Here is a 13,307-nt window from a genome sequence, read left to right as displayed (position 1 = left end):
ATATCGATCGCGTGATTAAAGGAGGGTGAATCATGTTCGGAATAAAAAGAAAATCAGCGGAAAACGCAGTGATCTACAAAACAGAAATTAAAAGTATCGGCAAACTGGCAAAAGAGTTTCTTCAAGAAAAAATGCTCATTTTGTTCGGCAATGAGGCACCTGAAGGATTAAAAGACTATTGCTTCGGCATCAATGTAACGTCGGTTCATGATCAAATCCAAACAGGACAATACGTGTCAATAGATAAAAGTAAATTTAAGATAACTGCAGTTGGACGCCTCGTTCAGAAGAATCTTGCCGATCTTGGTCATATCACAATGAAATTCGACGGCAGCACGAAAGCGAATTTGGCAGGAACCTTATATCTTGAAAGCAAGCCAATTCCGAACATTGGAATCGGAACTCAGATTGCGATTGAGTGGTAACCGATTGAAAAGCAAGCACCTGTTAGGCGGAAAACGACTTACCGCCGTACAGGTGTTTTTGCAGATAAAGAAAGTTTATCGTTTTGCCTTGCTGGGACGACGATAAACGTCATAAGATTCCGCTGGGCGATCAGGTTAGCGCTCAATCTGAGAAATAGACGGAAAATCTCCGCTTATTTTACTCGTTACTTAATTGAGGATCAAAATGAGTTATTAGAAAACTTGGCTTCGCCAAGCCTCTGGCGAAGGCGAAGACTTAGTTGCGCTTACACTCGTTTTCTTTAAATGTTTTCTTATACTTTCCTACCAGTGTGAAATAGAATGTCTGTTCAAGACAAGGTTGATGATTCAAAACGGTATTTGGAGCAAAGGAGCTTTCACTAACAGTAGAGGAACTTCCGTATGAAGGGAACTTTCGCTAATTACGCATATGTCCTGTATGCAACGCGAAAGTCAACGCATCCTGCGGAAGTAAGGACGGGCGCTTTTTGCCTGTTGTTTAAGCAAGAAACTAGTTCACAAACACTCCTTCGGTACCCAGCCGACCGCTCCGTCTTTTTTGACGAGTGTATAGCCCGCGCATTTATCATTAATGACGGCAACCTGATCGTTCTTCGCAACTGTCAAACCACTCGCGCTGACATCGTTGTCCGCGAAAAGCGCGCCCAGCTTTTTCACCAAATAGTCATTTTTAAGCCATTGCTTGAGCCCCAAATTCACATTTTCACAGAGGCTGAAGTATTTTCCGGCCACAAGCAGCTTAACTTCATAGTTGGGATAATTCAGCGTGCCGATGAAATCCGCTGGAGCGGTATACGCTTTTCTAATCGTTGCGAATTGGTGAAAATGATCTGCATATGTGTAGGAAAACTGATCGCCCCGCGGATGGCGTTCAATGATCAGCGCGTTTAGCTGTCCGTCGAAGCGTACCTGATTCCCGCCGTCGATGCAGATCATCCGTTTATCGCGATCAATGATCGGGTTGTGGCAGGTGACCGTTTCCGCGCGATAATTAACAACCGGCCAGTGACCGACGACAACGGTCTTTGCGCATTGATGCTTGCGGGTATAAAAATGAGGGAGCGCAGTGGCTGAGCGGTGGCTGGTTTCTTGCCAATCCTTGATGTTGTCGATTCCAGCGTGAATAAAGAGATAACGATCAGCTTCCAGAGCGGTCGGCAGGGAGAAGAGCCAGTCAATTTCCTCACCACAGTTGGACCTGTAAAAATTCGCTAAATCAGTGACCGAGTCAAAGTCGGCGTTGGTGCGTCCGTGTTCCTGCAGCCATTCATTCATAATCGAATGTGGATTGCGCTCCAAATGATCAAAGAATGTCGGATCATGATCGAAAGCATGATGAATCAACCGATCACAGTTACCCTCCGTTATATAGGCATTGCCATTTTCCTCTACCAGTTTTCTCGCAAAGCGGATCACGCCTAAACTGTCCGGTCCTCGCTCGCATAAATCGCCATTGATGATGAGCGTATCGTCTGTTGTATAGTGAACTTTTTTAAGCAGCGTCTGAAAAAGCTGCAGATCGCCGTGGATGTCGGATATAACGATCACTCGTCCAGTTTCCGGGAGCGTGATGTTCTGAATGTGAAGCATGGGATCACCTTCTTAACAAATAGTGCGGCATTGATGGAAAAAATTCTGGCAACAGTTTTTATTATAGCTTAATTCGCGAATCCGAGGACGCGGAAACTCCGATAACGAAAAAAACACCTGCTTATTCTCATGCAGGCAGGTGTTTGTAAACGGACGCAGGTTGTTAGCTTATATACTTTTTTTCTTAAATATCGCCATGGCGAGGATCAGAGCGGCTAGAATGAAACCCGCAGTGATCCAAGCGATCGTAAGTAACGGATCAAACGCGGCCTTATCGCTTAATAATGCCATGTTTTCTGAAGCGAGCCTCAAAGGATTAAACCGCTCCATCCTGAAAATGGTTTGGCAGATGAGTAGAATTCCCAACCCGGCAACAGTCACAAAGAGTCCGCCATAGCTACCTCGCACGATCACGCTCGCTGTCAGAAGAACGGCAAGAAGAAACGCGCCGAACAGCCAGAGACAGAAGAGTGAGAAAAATAAATGCTTGACTGAAACGAGTCTGAATAAATAGAGGGTATAGCCATAATGGATCAGGGCAGCAAGCGCGTAGCTTGATGTCCACAAAGTTAAGGCGGCAGTATATTTAGCAAGGATGACCGCATGGCGGGATAAACCCTTTGATAGCGGGATGATTAATGTCCCTCTGACAAGATCTTGAGAAAGCACACCGCCAAAGACGAGCAGCAATAGAGCCATGCCCATTTGCGAAAAATTATTGAAAAACTGTACAAAAGCATCAGTGAAAGTCGGGTTCGGAATCTTGAGAACCATTCCCTCAACTTTTACATTGGCAAGAATATCGGGCATCATTTTAGCAGTCAGTGGACTCATCATACCGAAAAGAGCGGAAACGGAAAACAATAGAAGCACTCGGTAATTTCGAATCGCTTCAAGCCATTCTTTTTTGAAAAAAGCGGTAAATCCATTCATTTGATCACATCCAAAAAGACATTTTCGAGCGACGGCTCAAGCAGCTCGTAGTTCAGAATGGGTATTTGCTCATTGGATAGCATATCGATGATTTTAAGCCCGTTCTTCTGAGGATCATGGAGCTGCACCGTTACCGAACTTTGACTGCGTTCAGCGGATTGAATAAATGAGCGTGCATCGAGGCACTCAAGCAAGTGCCTTGCTTGCGCCTCATTAAGTGTTTCAATGCGTACGGTTTCTTTTCTGTACGTATTTTTAATCTCGGACAGCTTTCCGTGCAGGGCGAGCCTGCCCTCATGAAGCAGGCCGATCGAATCGCAAATACGCTCCACATCAGACAAAATATGCGTTGAAAATAGGACGGTTGTCTGATCGGCAGCCACTGACAGCAGGTCCAGTATTTCTTTTCTGCCTTTAGGATCGAGTGCCGACGTTGCTTCATCGCAAATCAGCAGCCTAGGCTTGTTCAGCAGCGCCTGTGCAATGCCAAGCCGCTGCTTCATGCCCCTTGAGAAACTGTGAATGCGTCTCTTGATCCCATCAAGCCCGACAAGCGGCAGAAGCTCTTGGAGCCATTCATGAGTCTGCAGTTTGGTGAGTCCGGTGATCCTGCCACACATCGTTAGATATTCTCTAGCAGTCATATATCCGTAAAATTCAGGTACATCGGGCAAGTAGCCGATCAGTCGGTTTGTTGCCGTATTGCCATAAATCACGTTTTCACCGCACACACGTATTTCTCCGCCGGCAGGCCTAAGAAAGCCTAGAATCATCTTCATCGCAGTCGTTTTACCCGCCCCGTTTTTTCCAATCAGGCCGAAAATAGAATGCTCGGAAACGGCGAAGTTGAGATCGCTCAGGACCTGATGCCTGCCAAAATTTTTCTGAATGTGCCGGACTTCCAAAACGTTCATGCGTCTTCACCTCTGCCGATTGTGAAATAGAGGATTGGGCCGATAATTTGCAGAAAAAGGACAATGATGATCCAGATGAACAGATTTCCGAATCTGAATGATTGATGCCGTAAAAGATGAATCAGGGCAGAGAGGGCAAGAATAAGTTCAAGCACAATAATCGGAATCAGGAACGGCAAATAATTTTGAATCATTGAATTCACTCCAATAGTCATGCAAGTTGATGTAAATATGTTACCGCGAGAAAACAATGGCGATGATAATAATACCGATCAAAACAATCCAGGCAATCGGACGGGCCATATTGACTGTGAACCCGATTCCCACCCTTTTTTCCACAAAAATGGATGGGTCGTAGCGGTTGAAATAAAAGATCCCCCAAATCCACTTGCCGTCGTCATCAAGGATCGGTCCCGATGCATGTTTGCTGCGAACAAAGCGTGCATGGAGCAAGATCATCATGATCAGAAAACCAAGATCAACAACAAACAGAATCGAAAACCACAGCGGTCGAATTGGTGTGATAAAGCTGAGAACCATGAGAAAAAACAGAATTTCTGATAAAAGACAAAATACGATCAGCAAGATATTCATCATTTTACGATACTGCGCGTAACCCGGAGCAGCATTCGGATTTCCTTTAACGGATGCAGGTGCGCGCCGGGTAAAGAGAATAAGTACCCCGAGCAGAAGCTCTGACACTACCGGTGAAAGGACGACGTGCCATGATTTCACTGCCCACCGGTCGGGTCCGCTGATTCCGAAATGTGTCGGGATTGAATCGGCGATATATGGATAGCCAAACCACACGACAGCCAATGTGGCGACGAAGACAGGAATCAGGAGAAAAAGCCATTTGAGGGACAGCACAGTCTCACGGTCGCTTTTGCCCAGATCAACGACAATTTTTTGCGTCGTCAGTTGGCCATTCGCTCCCATACTCTGCTTCAATTTTCGTGTCTGTCGATTGGCAAGAATATAGAAAAACGAGTCAATGACAATGAGTGCGAGCATAACAACATTGAATCCCAATGACCATTTTCCATCGGTTAAGAAAAATGGGAGTAAAAGAAGAATGACGAAAAACGCAAGCGCGGTACCACCTGCACTAAGCAAATACCGGTGTCGGATCGACGCTGCCTGAACATGATCCCAGATTGAATGGCTGGCGAAAATCACACCAAACAGCACATTTTTTCTTGAAAACCAAGGCTGAATAATCAAGAGGCCCGCGACGATGAGATAAGTGCCATATAAGGTGAGACTGGTATCACTCATGATTTATTACCCTCCAGTTCGTCGTACATGTGATCAATCATTTGGTGGAGCACGGCTCGATCAATGCGGCGTGTAACTGCTTCGGAGACAAGTGTCTTCAATGGACCACCGCAGTTTTTCAAGAATTCGGCCGCATGTTTTGCCGCATCTCCGGCTTTAATAAAGGTTCCGCGCCGCCGCTGAATTTCAATAAACCCTTCACTTTGAAGCAATTGATAGGCTTTATTGACGGTATGGAGATTAACGCCGATTTCCGTTCCCAGAGTACGAACAGAAGGCAGCGAATCGCCGTCCTTCAAAGTGCCGGAAGCAATTCCGGTAACAATTCCATTACGTATTTGCATATAAATCGGCTGATCCGATCCGAAATCGATGGAAAGAAGCACCTGATCTGCCTCCTTTTTTGTTCTATCTGTTATACATTATATATAACACTAATTGGATGAAGTGTCTAGATGATGAATGGAGAAACGGTATTGAAAAGAAGATCTCCGCTGCTGTTCTTTGCGGGCGGTCAAGTAAAATAAGGCTGATTAAAAAAATGGGAGAATATAAAATGAACCCAACCACTCAATCGCTGTTTTTTTGATCTCGAAGCAAAAATAAAAATGCCCAATTATGAAGCATTTAAAAAAAGTAGGTTGCAGTTATAGAAGAAAAAGTGGGTTGGGCGAATGAGATGTGGGAAGTCCAAGATGAGACTGCGAGGGCTCGAGTGGATGAATGAATTTGATTTGAAACGAGAGATAGGTAGCGCAAGAAGTGCGGCAGGTTTTGGTAAACCGATTTTTTAGTCGGCATGGATGTTTCTTTCCAGCACGTCCTGATGGGTTTGCTCGTAGTGATCACCCCAGCGTTTCATTTCTTGAATAATCGGTTTCAGCGTTTCGCCAAACGCAGTCAGAGAGTACTCTGTTTTTGGCGGGACAACGGGAAACACTTCGCGGTGAATCACGCCGTCTTTTGCCAATTCGCGAAGCTGAAGCGTTAACATGCGCTGGCTTATACTAGGCATGAGACGACGCATCTCGTTGAACCGTCTTGCTTTCGTCATTAGATGATAAAGAATAACCCCTTTCCATTTCCCGCCGATGATATCGAGGGTTGTTTCAACAGGACAATGCTTGCATGCGTAGCCTGCTTTTCGATTCCGCATCACGAAGCCTCCTCGGTTACATTCTTGTTTCTACGTTACGCCATTGTGCGTTCTAGCCGTGCTGCTTTAGGACATTATACTATAAGTGTGCTTGAAACGAAGAAAAGAAGCTGGGAGGCGTTAAAATGAAGGCATTTGGCACACTGGAAGTGACAGACATTTCAAATTCGAACAGCATTATTCCTATAGAGATTCCGGATCAGCGGCCGGTAGGGCATGATCTGCTTGTTCAAGTAAAAGCTGTGTCCGTTAATCCGGTCGATACGAAGGTGCGAAATGCGCGGAACGGACGAACGAACGGTGCGCGGATTGTCGGCTATGATGCGAGCGGTATCGTCAAAGCGATAGGAGAAAAGGTGACTCTTTTCAAACCTGGTGATGAAATCTATTATGCTGGCGACATCACGCGAAAAGGAACGAATGCCGACCAGCATTTAGTTGACGAACGGATTGTCGCGCGTAAGCCGAAAACGTTGGATTTCCTGACGGCAGCAGGCATGCCCTTAACTAGCATCACCGCCTATGAAGCATTATTTGACCGATTGCCGTTTCGCGCGCAACATCATGAAGAAAATACAGGAAAACGCCTTTTAATTATTAATGGTGCCGGAGGCGTCGGCTCAATAGCGGTTCAGCTGGCCAAATGGGCGGGGCTGCACGTCACGGTGACCGCCTCACGCCCGGAAACGGTTCAATGGGTGAAAGATCTCGGCGCGGATGAAGTCATCAATCATAGAAATCCATTCAAGGATGAATTTGAAAAGCTTCCATTTGATACGGTTGACGCCATATTATGTCTGAATAATACGAAGGCACATTGGCAGAACATGGATGACGTGATCAAGCCGCAAGGCCATATCTGCTCCATCGTGGAAATTGGAGAAGACATCAATCTTGATTTGATTAAGTCTAAAAGCACTACGTTCAGCTGGGAGTCGATGTTCACGCGCTCAGCTTTTGAAACCGAGGACATTATTGAGCAGCATAAACTCCTGACAAAGATTGCGGCGCTATTGGACAGCGGAGTAATCAAGCAGACGGTAACGAAAAAGCTGACACCATTGAATGCGGAAAATCTCCGCGAAGCACATAAGCTCATTGAAAGCGGGCGAATGATCGGCAAAGTGGTTGTCGGAGAAAATTAAATCAAACAATAAACTGCCCTCAGAATCGATTCTGAGGGCAGTTTATATAGGGATGTTCACACGTCAACATTTTTGACGTTGATTATCATAACGAACCTATAAAAATCATAATGAAATCCCAAATTAACGGATGTATCGGAAATTTTGTGAACAAATGTTCAGCGTAGTTTTCGTGGCACACGCCCCTTATGTCCTTGCTCAATCTCTGTAAATAGATTACTCTTCGGATGTTTTTCTGATTGTGCGGACGGCAGTTGAACTTTGAGTGCACGAGCGATGGCATTCAAATCGCTGCGCAGTTCGGCAATGTCTTTCTTTGTCGCCGGACGCTGATCGGAGACGAGCAAATAGCCGATCTGTCCGCTTTGTTCAATCGTCGCCATCTCGATATCTTCAATACGCTCGATGCCCATTTGGCGCAGCTGCATTTCGATATGATCAACGGTCATTTTCATTTTCCTCAGACGATTTATCCGCAATGTTCCATTCTTTATAATGATCTTGGCATGACCGGAAAAAAGTGCCTCGGCCCAGTCCCATTTCAGCTGAATGAAATCAATCAGAAAAAGGGTGAGTACAAAAATAGCGCCGATCACAAAGGAAAGAGTGACACTTTTTCCACTAATTGGCTGGACAAGTAATGTCCCAATAGAGATCATAATGACTGTTTGCGGAATGGTCATTTGCGAGATCGATTTTCGTCCGGAAATGCGAATCAGCAGAATACCAAAGAGAATAATAACAACGGCTTTCCATAGCCAGCTTGGATGAAAGTCGATAAAACGCATGATAAAATTCACGAGACTCAAACCCTCCATATTATTTACATGGATAGTTTGGCAATTGGTGTCCTTTTCTATGTATGGCTGATCAGTTGTGAGCTTTCGCTTGAAACGTTTATACTTGGATGTAAGGTTACTTTACAGAAAAAATGAAACGATCCGGAGGAAAAGAATGAAGATTAAAACAGTGGCGATTGTGGGACTCGGCGCGTTGGGAATTATGTATGGGAAGCAATTAAGCGATCATTTAGGCAAAGATGCGGTACGGATTGTTGCCGATCATGACCGGATCGAGCGATACAAAAAAGAAGGTATTTACTGCAATGGGGAGCTGTGTGACTTCCACTATGTGGATGCAAACGAACAAAGCGATCCTGCCGATCTACTCATTTTTGCGGTGAAATACACAGGACTTAAAGGTGCAATTGAAAGTGCGGGAAACCAAATCGGCAAACAGACGATTCTGCTCTCTGTGCTGAACGGTATTTCTAGTGAGCAAATGATTGGTGAGGCGTTTGGTTTTGATCAACTGCTTTATTGTATTGTCGCCGGTATGGATGCTTCTAAAATCGGCAATAAACTGACCTATGAGAATATAGGTTTTGTCAGTTTTGGAGAACCCGACGACACGCGAAGCGAAAAAGTGGACGCGCTTGCCCGTCTGTTTGAAAAAACAGAGATTCCTTATGAAATTCCCGACCGCATACGCCACAAAATGTGGAGCAAGCTGATGGTTAATACAGGTGTGAACCAGTCGACGGCGGTCTTCGAGACCAATTATGGCGGAATTCAGGTATCAGGCAAACCGCGCGAAACGGTCATTGCGGCGATGAAGGAAGTGGTCAAAGTTGCCAATGCTGAAGGGGTGCCGCTTCAAGAAAGTGAGATTGCTCATTGGTTAAAAATTAATGACGATCTGAACCCGGAAGGAATGCCTTCGATGCGACAGGATACCTTACAGAACCGCCCGACCGAGGTTGATCTGTTTGCGGGCACGATTCGTAAACTGGGCAAAAAGCATGGGATTCCGACGCCGGTCAATGACTTTCTTTATAAGCGTATTCGCGCAATTGAAGCAAGTTATGCGAACTAAATGATCAAAAGTTGTGTGACGATTGAGACAGTCAGCTTTTCATCGAGCCCTTACGTTTGGTAAGTACTCAACGATTTTGATAGGATTTAAATGGAGGCGATTGAGTCAGTGTATGAGAAACTAGTGGAAGCCATTGACCAACTGGGTGAACGAGAAAGCAAGCGGATATTGCTGCATCTGTTTCAAGAAGCAGAAATGGCAGGTCAAGTTCCGGATGAAAAGCGTCTGACAAAAAGCGTTCGCCGCATGTATGAAGATCTGATTCATTTGCAGCCGGAGCAGCCTCTGACTGAGGCGGCGTTAAGTTACTGGCATATTGTGTTTGGCGATTCGGCTGCCGGAAGTTTGAAAGTTGGGCTGGGCGGTATTAATGCCCGGCGCGGACAAGTCATTGCCGTCACGACGGATCTTTCAAATGGACCATTAACCCGACTGGATGAATTGGACGGATGGCGCAATCGAATGGCTTGGCTCAAAGATGTGATGGACGGCTACCCTCCTTATGATAACGATTCTATTGATTCCCCAGCTGATCAGTTGAGCGCAATCAAAGCTATTCCTGAGCATGTCCCGGTTACCATTTGGGCATCGGACAATGCTTGGGAGCAGTGCGGACTCGATCTCGTAGTCTATCTTTTGCGCGGCCGGACGAATTCGATTAGGGTTATCAATCCCTCTGCCTATGAAAAAAAGCTGCTTGGTGAGTTTGGAGAAGGCGTGCGCTCGGCCTGCAGCGGCGAACTGCTTCCGGTAACGTTGGCGATGCTGTTTAAAAAATACGCGCAGAGTCCACCGTTGACCGAAAACAAGCGTCGCCAATTGGAAAACGAATGGCGGCGTGTCTCCGGTGATCCTTCGTTGCTGCGCATTTGGACGGATGACCGCGTACATCCTGTGATGCCGGATCACTTTGATGCCGAAATTTTACGACATGCACGCAAGCTTGCCAGGCAGAAGGAATATAGTCACAAGGGTTTTCCTTGCGTTCGTTTAATCACCGCCGTGATTTTTGAATTGCGCGATCATCAGTGGGTCGGTGATACATTTATTTATTGGCGCATTAAAGCATTGATTGATGCAGGAAAAATGACGGGGAAAAAGTATCCCAATCAAATATTTCATACGACTTTAACCTTAAATTAAGGAGTGACCTAAATGATTGATCTTTTTACACCATGGACGTTCAAAGGCTTGAAACTTAAAAATCGTGTTGTCATGCCGCCGATGTGCCAGTATTCCGTTGAGAAGAAGGACGGCATTGCGACGGATTGGCATTATGTACATTATGTCAGCCGAGCGATTGGCGGTGCGGGGCTGATTATTATTGAGATGACTGATATCGAGCCAGATGGCCGAATTACCGACAATGACCTTGGTCTCTGGTCAGATGAACAAATCCCGGCGCTGGCGCGAATTGTTGACGCTTGCCATAAATACGGTGCAAAGGTTGCCATTCAGATCGCGCATGCCGGGCGCAAAGCGCAGGATGCTCCGGTTCCTGTCGCCCCGTCGGCAATTGCGTTCAATGATCAGTATAAAACGCCGCGCGCATTAACCACTGATGAAGTGAAAGCGATGCCTGATAAATATGCGCAGGCAGTGAAACGGGCGGTTCAAGCAGGATTCGACGCAATTGAACTGCACGGCGCGCATGGCTATCTTATTCATGAATTTCAATCGGCTTTTACGAATAAACGAACCGATGAGTACGGCAAGGATCTTACCAAGTTCGGGACTGAAGTTTCACGAGCTGCGAAAAGCGAAATGCCTGCCCGTATGCCGCTGATTATGCGTATTTCTGCCATTGAATATGTCAAGGGCGGTTATGGCCTGGATCATAGTATCGCTTTGGCAAGATCGTACAAAGAAGCAGGCGTGGATCTGTTCCATGTCAGTGCCGGCGGTGAAGGTCCAATAGCCGCAGCCGGAAAACCGGGGACGCACGCAGCTTATCAAGTGCCATTTGCCCGAGAAGTTCGCAAAGCGGTCGGCACGCCGGTCATCGCCGTTGGTCGACTGGATGATCCTGCGCTTGCTAACGCAGTGATTGGCAATGAAGATGCCGAACTCGTTGCTGTTGGCCGCGGTATGCTGAGAAATCCGTACTGGACATTGGAAGCTGCTGCCAAGTTGCATAAAGACACAAATGTGCCGATGCAGTACCTGACCGGATTCGCGCACTGATTAAAACAAAGCGCCTTCTCCTTAATTTAGAGAGAAGGTGTTTTTTTCGTGTATTCCCATCGTTTTCAATCATATCGATAAGAATTCAGTACATGAGGGCCATAGGGCGTCACTTATGATGTACAGATCAAAATAATTTTCTTAACTAATGAAATAAATAACCTCATTCATATTAAGTTCATAAAAGGGGGATAACATCGACTATGGACAATTTATTTGCATGGATATGCGGGAGAAATTGTGTACAAATAATCAAGATAAAATCACAATTAGCATTTATTTGTATCAAGTAAAGGAGTTAGATGCATGACCCAAAAAAGTACGACTGTTGATATTAACGGAAAACCGTATAATCGAACCTTTTTAATTATTATTTTGCTGATCGGTGCGTTCTGTACGATTTTGAACCAGACACTGCTTGCGACGGCACTCCCGGATATTATGAAAGATTTTGATATTACGGCGGCAACGGGACAGTGGCTCACCTCAGGATTCTTGCTGATGAACGGCGTGATGATTCCGGTTACCGCACTGCTTATTAATAAAATTAACTCAAAAACCCTGTATATCAGTGCGTTGGTCGTTTTCTTACTGGGGACGATTGCAGCAGGTGTTGCACCGAACTTTTCGATCCTTTTAACCGGCCGAATCATTCAAGCCGCGGGTGCGGGAATAATGATGCCGCTGATGCAGACCATTTCTCTATTAATTGTGCCCAGAGAAAAGCGCGGTATTGTCATGGGTCTGGGCGGACTTGTTGTTGCCTTTGCACCGGCGATCGGCCCGACGCTTTCCGGATGGATTGTCGACAGCTACAACTGGCGCGTGCTCTTCTACATGATGATTCCAATTGTGACACTAGTCATTGTGCTGGCCTTTGCAGCGATGAAAAAAGTTGTGCCGCTTACAGATCCGCGGATTGACTACTTGTCCCTTGTGCTATCAACCATTGGTTTTGGCGGCATGCTCTATGGATTCAGCAGCGTTGGCAATTACGGATGGTCGGACGGCCGCGTCATATGGCCGCTTATTATCGGTTGCGTCTTTATCGTTCTATTCATTTGGCGGCAGCTGGTAATGAAAGAACCGATGCTGGAGTTTAAAGTATTCAAATCGCCGATTTTTACCTTGTCGGTTGTTATCAGCAGTATCGTTATGATGGCAATGATCGGAGCGGAGCTTGTTCTTCCGCTTTATATTCAGAACCTAAGAGGCGAAAGTGCTCTGCATTCAGGGCTAATGCTGCTGCCCGGCGCCATCATCATGGGCTTGATGAGCCCAGTGACCGGCATGATTTTCGACCGAATTGGTTCGCGTAAACTGGCAATTACCGGAATTTTTCTTTTGACGGCCGGAACATTGCCGTTTATGTTCCTGACGCAGCATACAAGCTACGCTTCTATTATTGTTCTGTATGCCGTACGTTTTTTAGGAATTTCGATGGTTATGATGCCGGTAACGACAGCCGGAATGAATGCACTTCCCGACTCACTGATGAGCCATGGCACCGCGGTTAACAATACGATTCGTACGGTGGCGGGGTCCATTGGAACGGCTGTTCTGATCAGTATTCTAACGAATGTGACGAAACACAATGCGCCAAGCAGCAGTTTGAAGCACAGCGATCCGGCACAATTCATGCATCAATCGATTGATGCTGCCTTAAAAGGCATGAATACCGCTTTCATGGTTGCCATTCTATTCTGCCTGCTGACGCTCGTTCTTACCTTTTTCATTAAGAGCAAGGAGAAACATCCGGCGGCTGCTCAAGGCGCTGATTAATTAA

General features: G+C 46.0%; 14 protein-coding genes. 6 read left to right on the top strand and 8 right to left on the bottom strand.

The window, feature by feature from the left end; translation table 11 throughout:
• Positions 1-32 precede the first annotated feature (32 nt).
• Positions 33-425 (top strand): PTS glucitol/sorbitol transporter subunit IIA, encoded by a 393-nt coding sequence (locus NIE88_RS15820; RefSeq protein WP_253063580.1) that lies wholly within the window; start codon positions 33-35, stop codon positions 423-425.
• Between the two features lie 516 nt (positions 426-941).
• Here the strand turns inward: NIE88_RS15820 and NIE88_RS15815 are convergent.
• From NIE88_RS15815 to NIE88_RS15785, 7 genes are all read right to left on the bottom strand, one after another.
• On the bottom strand, positions 942-2,036 hold the full coding sequence (locus NIE88_RS15815) for a metallophosphoesterase (RefSeq protein WP_253063578.1): 1,095 nt from the start codon (positions 2,034-2,036) through the stop codon (positions 942-944).
• 168 nt (positions 2,037-2,204) lie between these two features.
• Positions 2,205-2,969, bottom strand: a complete 765-nt coding sequence (locus NIE88_RS15810) for an ABC transporter permease (protein WP_253063576.1) — start codon at positions 2,967-2,969, stop codon at positions 2,205-2,207.
• Positions 2,966-3,883: an ABC transporter ATP-binding protein gene (locus tag NIE88_RS15805; protein WP_253063574.1), complete on the bottom strand. Its 918-nt coding sequence runs from the start codon at positions 3,881-3,883 to the stop codon at positions 2,966-2,968. The genes NIE88_RS15810 and NIE88_RS15805 overlap by 4 nt, the downstream gene beginning before the upstream one ends.
• The gene (locus NIE88_RS15800) at positions 3,880-4,077 is read right to left on the bottom strand and encodes a PLDc N-terminal domain-containing protein (protein WP_253063572.1); all 198 of its coding nucleotides are present in this window, start codon (positions 4,075-4,077) and stop codon (positions 3,880-3,882) included. The genes NIE88_RS15805 and NIE88_RS15800 overlap by 4 nt, the downstream gene beginning before the upstream one ends.
• Positions 4,078-4,117: 40 nt before the next feature.
• Entirely contained in the window at positions 4,118-5,161 is a 1,044-nt protein-coding gene (locus tag NIE88_RS15795) for a DUF5808 domain-containing protein (protein WP_253063571.1), read from the bottom strand.
• Complete coding sequence (locus NIE88_RS15790) at positions 5,158-5,547, bottom strand: GntR family transcriptional regulator (RefSeq protein WP_253063570.1); 390 nt, start codon at positions 5,545-5,547, stop codon at positions 5,158-5,160. Before NIE88_RS15790 ends, NIE88_RS15795 begins: the two co-directional genes overlap by 4 nt.
• A 404-nt stretch (positions 5,548-5,951) precedes the next feature.
• Complete coding sequence (locus NIE88_RS15785; protein WP_253063569.1) at positions 5,952-6,317, bottom strand: winged helix-turn-helix transcriptional regulator; 366 nt, start codon at positions 6,315-6,317, stop codon at positions 5,952-5,954.
• Positions 6,318-6,442: 125 nt separating this feature from the next.
• Between NIE88_RS15785 and NIE88_RS15780 the strand changes: the two genes are divergently transcribed.
• Positions 6,443-7,462: a zinc-binding alcohol dehydrogenase family protein gene (locus NIE88_RS15780; RefSeq protein ID WP_253063568.1), complete on the top strand. Its 1,020-nt coding sequence runs from the start codon at positions 6,443-6,445 to the stop codon at positions 7,460-7,462.
• Positions 7,463-7,620: 158 nt separating this feature from the next.
• On the opposite strand, the gene NIE88_RS15775 is transcribed toward NIE88_RS15780, so the two are convergent.
• On the bottom strand, positions 7,621-8,262 hold the full coding sequence (locus NIE88_RS15775; protein ID WP_253063567.1) for a DUF421 domain-containing protein: 642 nt from the start codon (positions 8,260-8,262) through the stop codon (positions 7,621-7,623).
• 154 nt (positions 8,263-8,416) lie between these two features.
• Between NIE88_RS15775 and NIE88_RS15770 the strand changes: the two genes are divergently transcribed.
• The 4 genes from NIE88_RS15770 to NIE88_RS15755 all read left to right on the top strand — a co-directional run bounded on the left by NIE88_RS15770 (position 8,417) and on the right by NIE88_RS15755 (position 13,303).
• On the top strand, positions 8,417-9,337 hold the full coding sequence (locus tag NIE88_RS15770) for a ketopantoate reductase family protein (RefSeq protein ID WP_253063566.1): 921 nt from the start codon (positions 8,417-8,419) through the stop codon (positions 9,335-9,337).
• A gap of 108 nt (positions 9,338-9,445) precedes the next feature.
• A complete protein-coding gene (locus tag NIE88_RS15765; protein ID WP_253063565.1) occupies positions 9,446-10,480 on the top strand; it encodes a DUF1835 domain-containing protein in 1,035 nt (344 codons plus the stop codon).
• Positions 10,481-10,492: 12 nt separating this feature from the next.
• The gene (locus NIE88_RS15760; protein WP_253063564.1) at positions 10,493-11,521 is read left to right on the top strand and encodes an NADH:flavin oxidoreductase/NADH oxidase; all 1,029 of its coding nucleotides are present in this window, start codon (positions 10,493-10,495) and stop codon (positions 11,519-11,521) included.
• 306 nt (positions 11,522-11,827) lie between these two features.
• Positions 11,828-13,303: an MDR family MFS transporter gene (locus tag NIE88_RS15755; RefSeq protein WP_253063562.1), complete on the top strand. Its 1,476-nt coding sequence runs from the start codon at positions 11,828-11,830 to the stop codon at positions 13,301-13,303.
• The last annotated feature ends 4 nt before the right edge of the window (positions 13,304-13,307 follow it).

This window comes from Sporolactobacillus shoreicorticis, from assembly GCF_024125445.1.
In the GTDB taxonomy this organism is placed as follows: domain Bacteria; phylum Bacillota; class Bacilli; order Bacillales; family Sporolactobacillaceae; genus Sporolactobacillus; species Sporolactobacillus shoreicorticis.
This window is presented reverse-complemented; position numbering and strand designations above follow the sequence as displayed.

Coding starts and splice junctions, on each gene's coding strand:
- NIE88_RS15810 (WP_253063576.1), bottom strand. CDS start 2,969: ATGAATGGATTTACCGCTTTTTTCAAAAAAGAATGGCTTGAAGCGATT.
- NIE88_RS15815 (WP_253063578.1), bottom strand. CDS start 2,036: ATGCTTCACATTCAGAACATCACGCTCCCGGAAACTGGACGAGTGATC.
- NIE88_RS15760 (WP_253063564.1), top strand. CDS start 10,493: ATGATTGATCTTTTTACACCATGGACGTTCAAAGGCTTGAAACTTAAA.
- NIE88_RS15785 (WP_253063569.1), bottom strand. CDS start 6,317: ATGCGGAATCGAAAAGCAGGCTACGCATGCAAGCATTGTCCTGTTGAA.
- NIE88_RS15820 (WP_253063580.1), top strand. CDS start 33: ATGTTCGGAATAAAAAGAAAATCAGCGGAAAACGCAGTGATCTACAAA.
- NIE88_RS15805 (WP_253063574.1), bottom strand. CDS start 3,883: ATGAACGTTTTGGAAGTCCGGCACATTCAGAAAAATTTTGGCAGGCAT.
- NIE88_RS15795 (WP_253063571.1), bottom strand. CDS start 5,161: ATGAGTGATACCAGTCTCACCTTATATGGCACTTATCTCATCGTCGCG.
- NIE88_RS15755 (WP_253063562.1), top strand. CDS start 11,828: ATGACCCAAAAAAGTACGACTGTTGATATTAACGGAAAACCGTATAAT.
- NIE88_RS15770 (WP_253063566.1), top strand. CDS start 8,417: ATGAAGATTAAAACAGTGGCGATTGTGGGACTCGGCGCGTTGGGAATT.
- NIE88_RS15780 (WP_253063568.1), top strand. CDS start 6,443: ATGAAGGCATTTGGCACACTGGAAGTGACAGACATTTCAAATTCGAAC.
- NIE88_RS15800 (WP_253063572.1), bottom strand. CDS start 4,077: ATGATTCAAAATTATTTGCCGTTCCTGATTCCGATTATTGTGCTTGAA.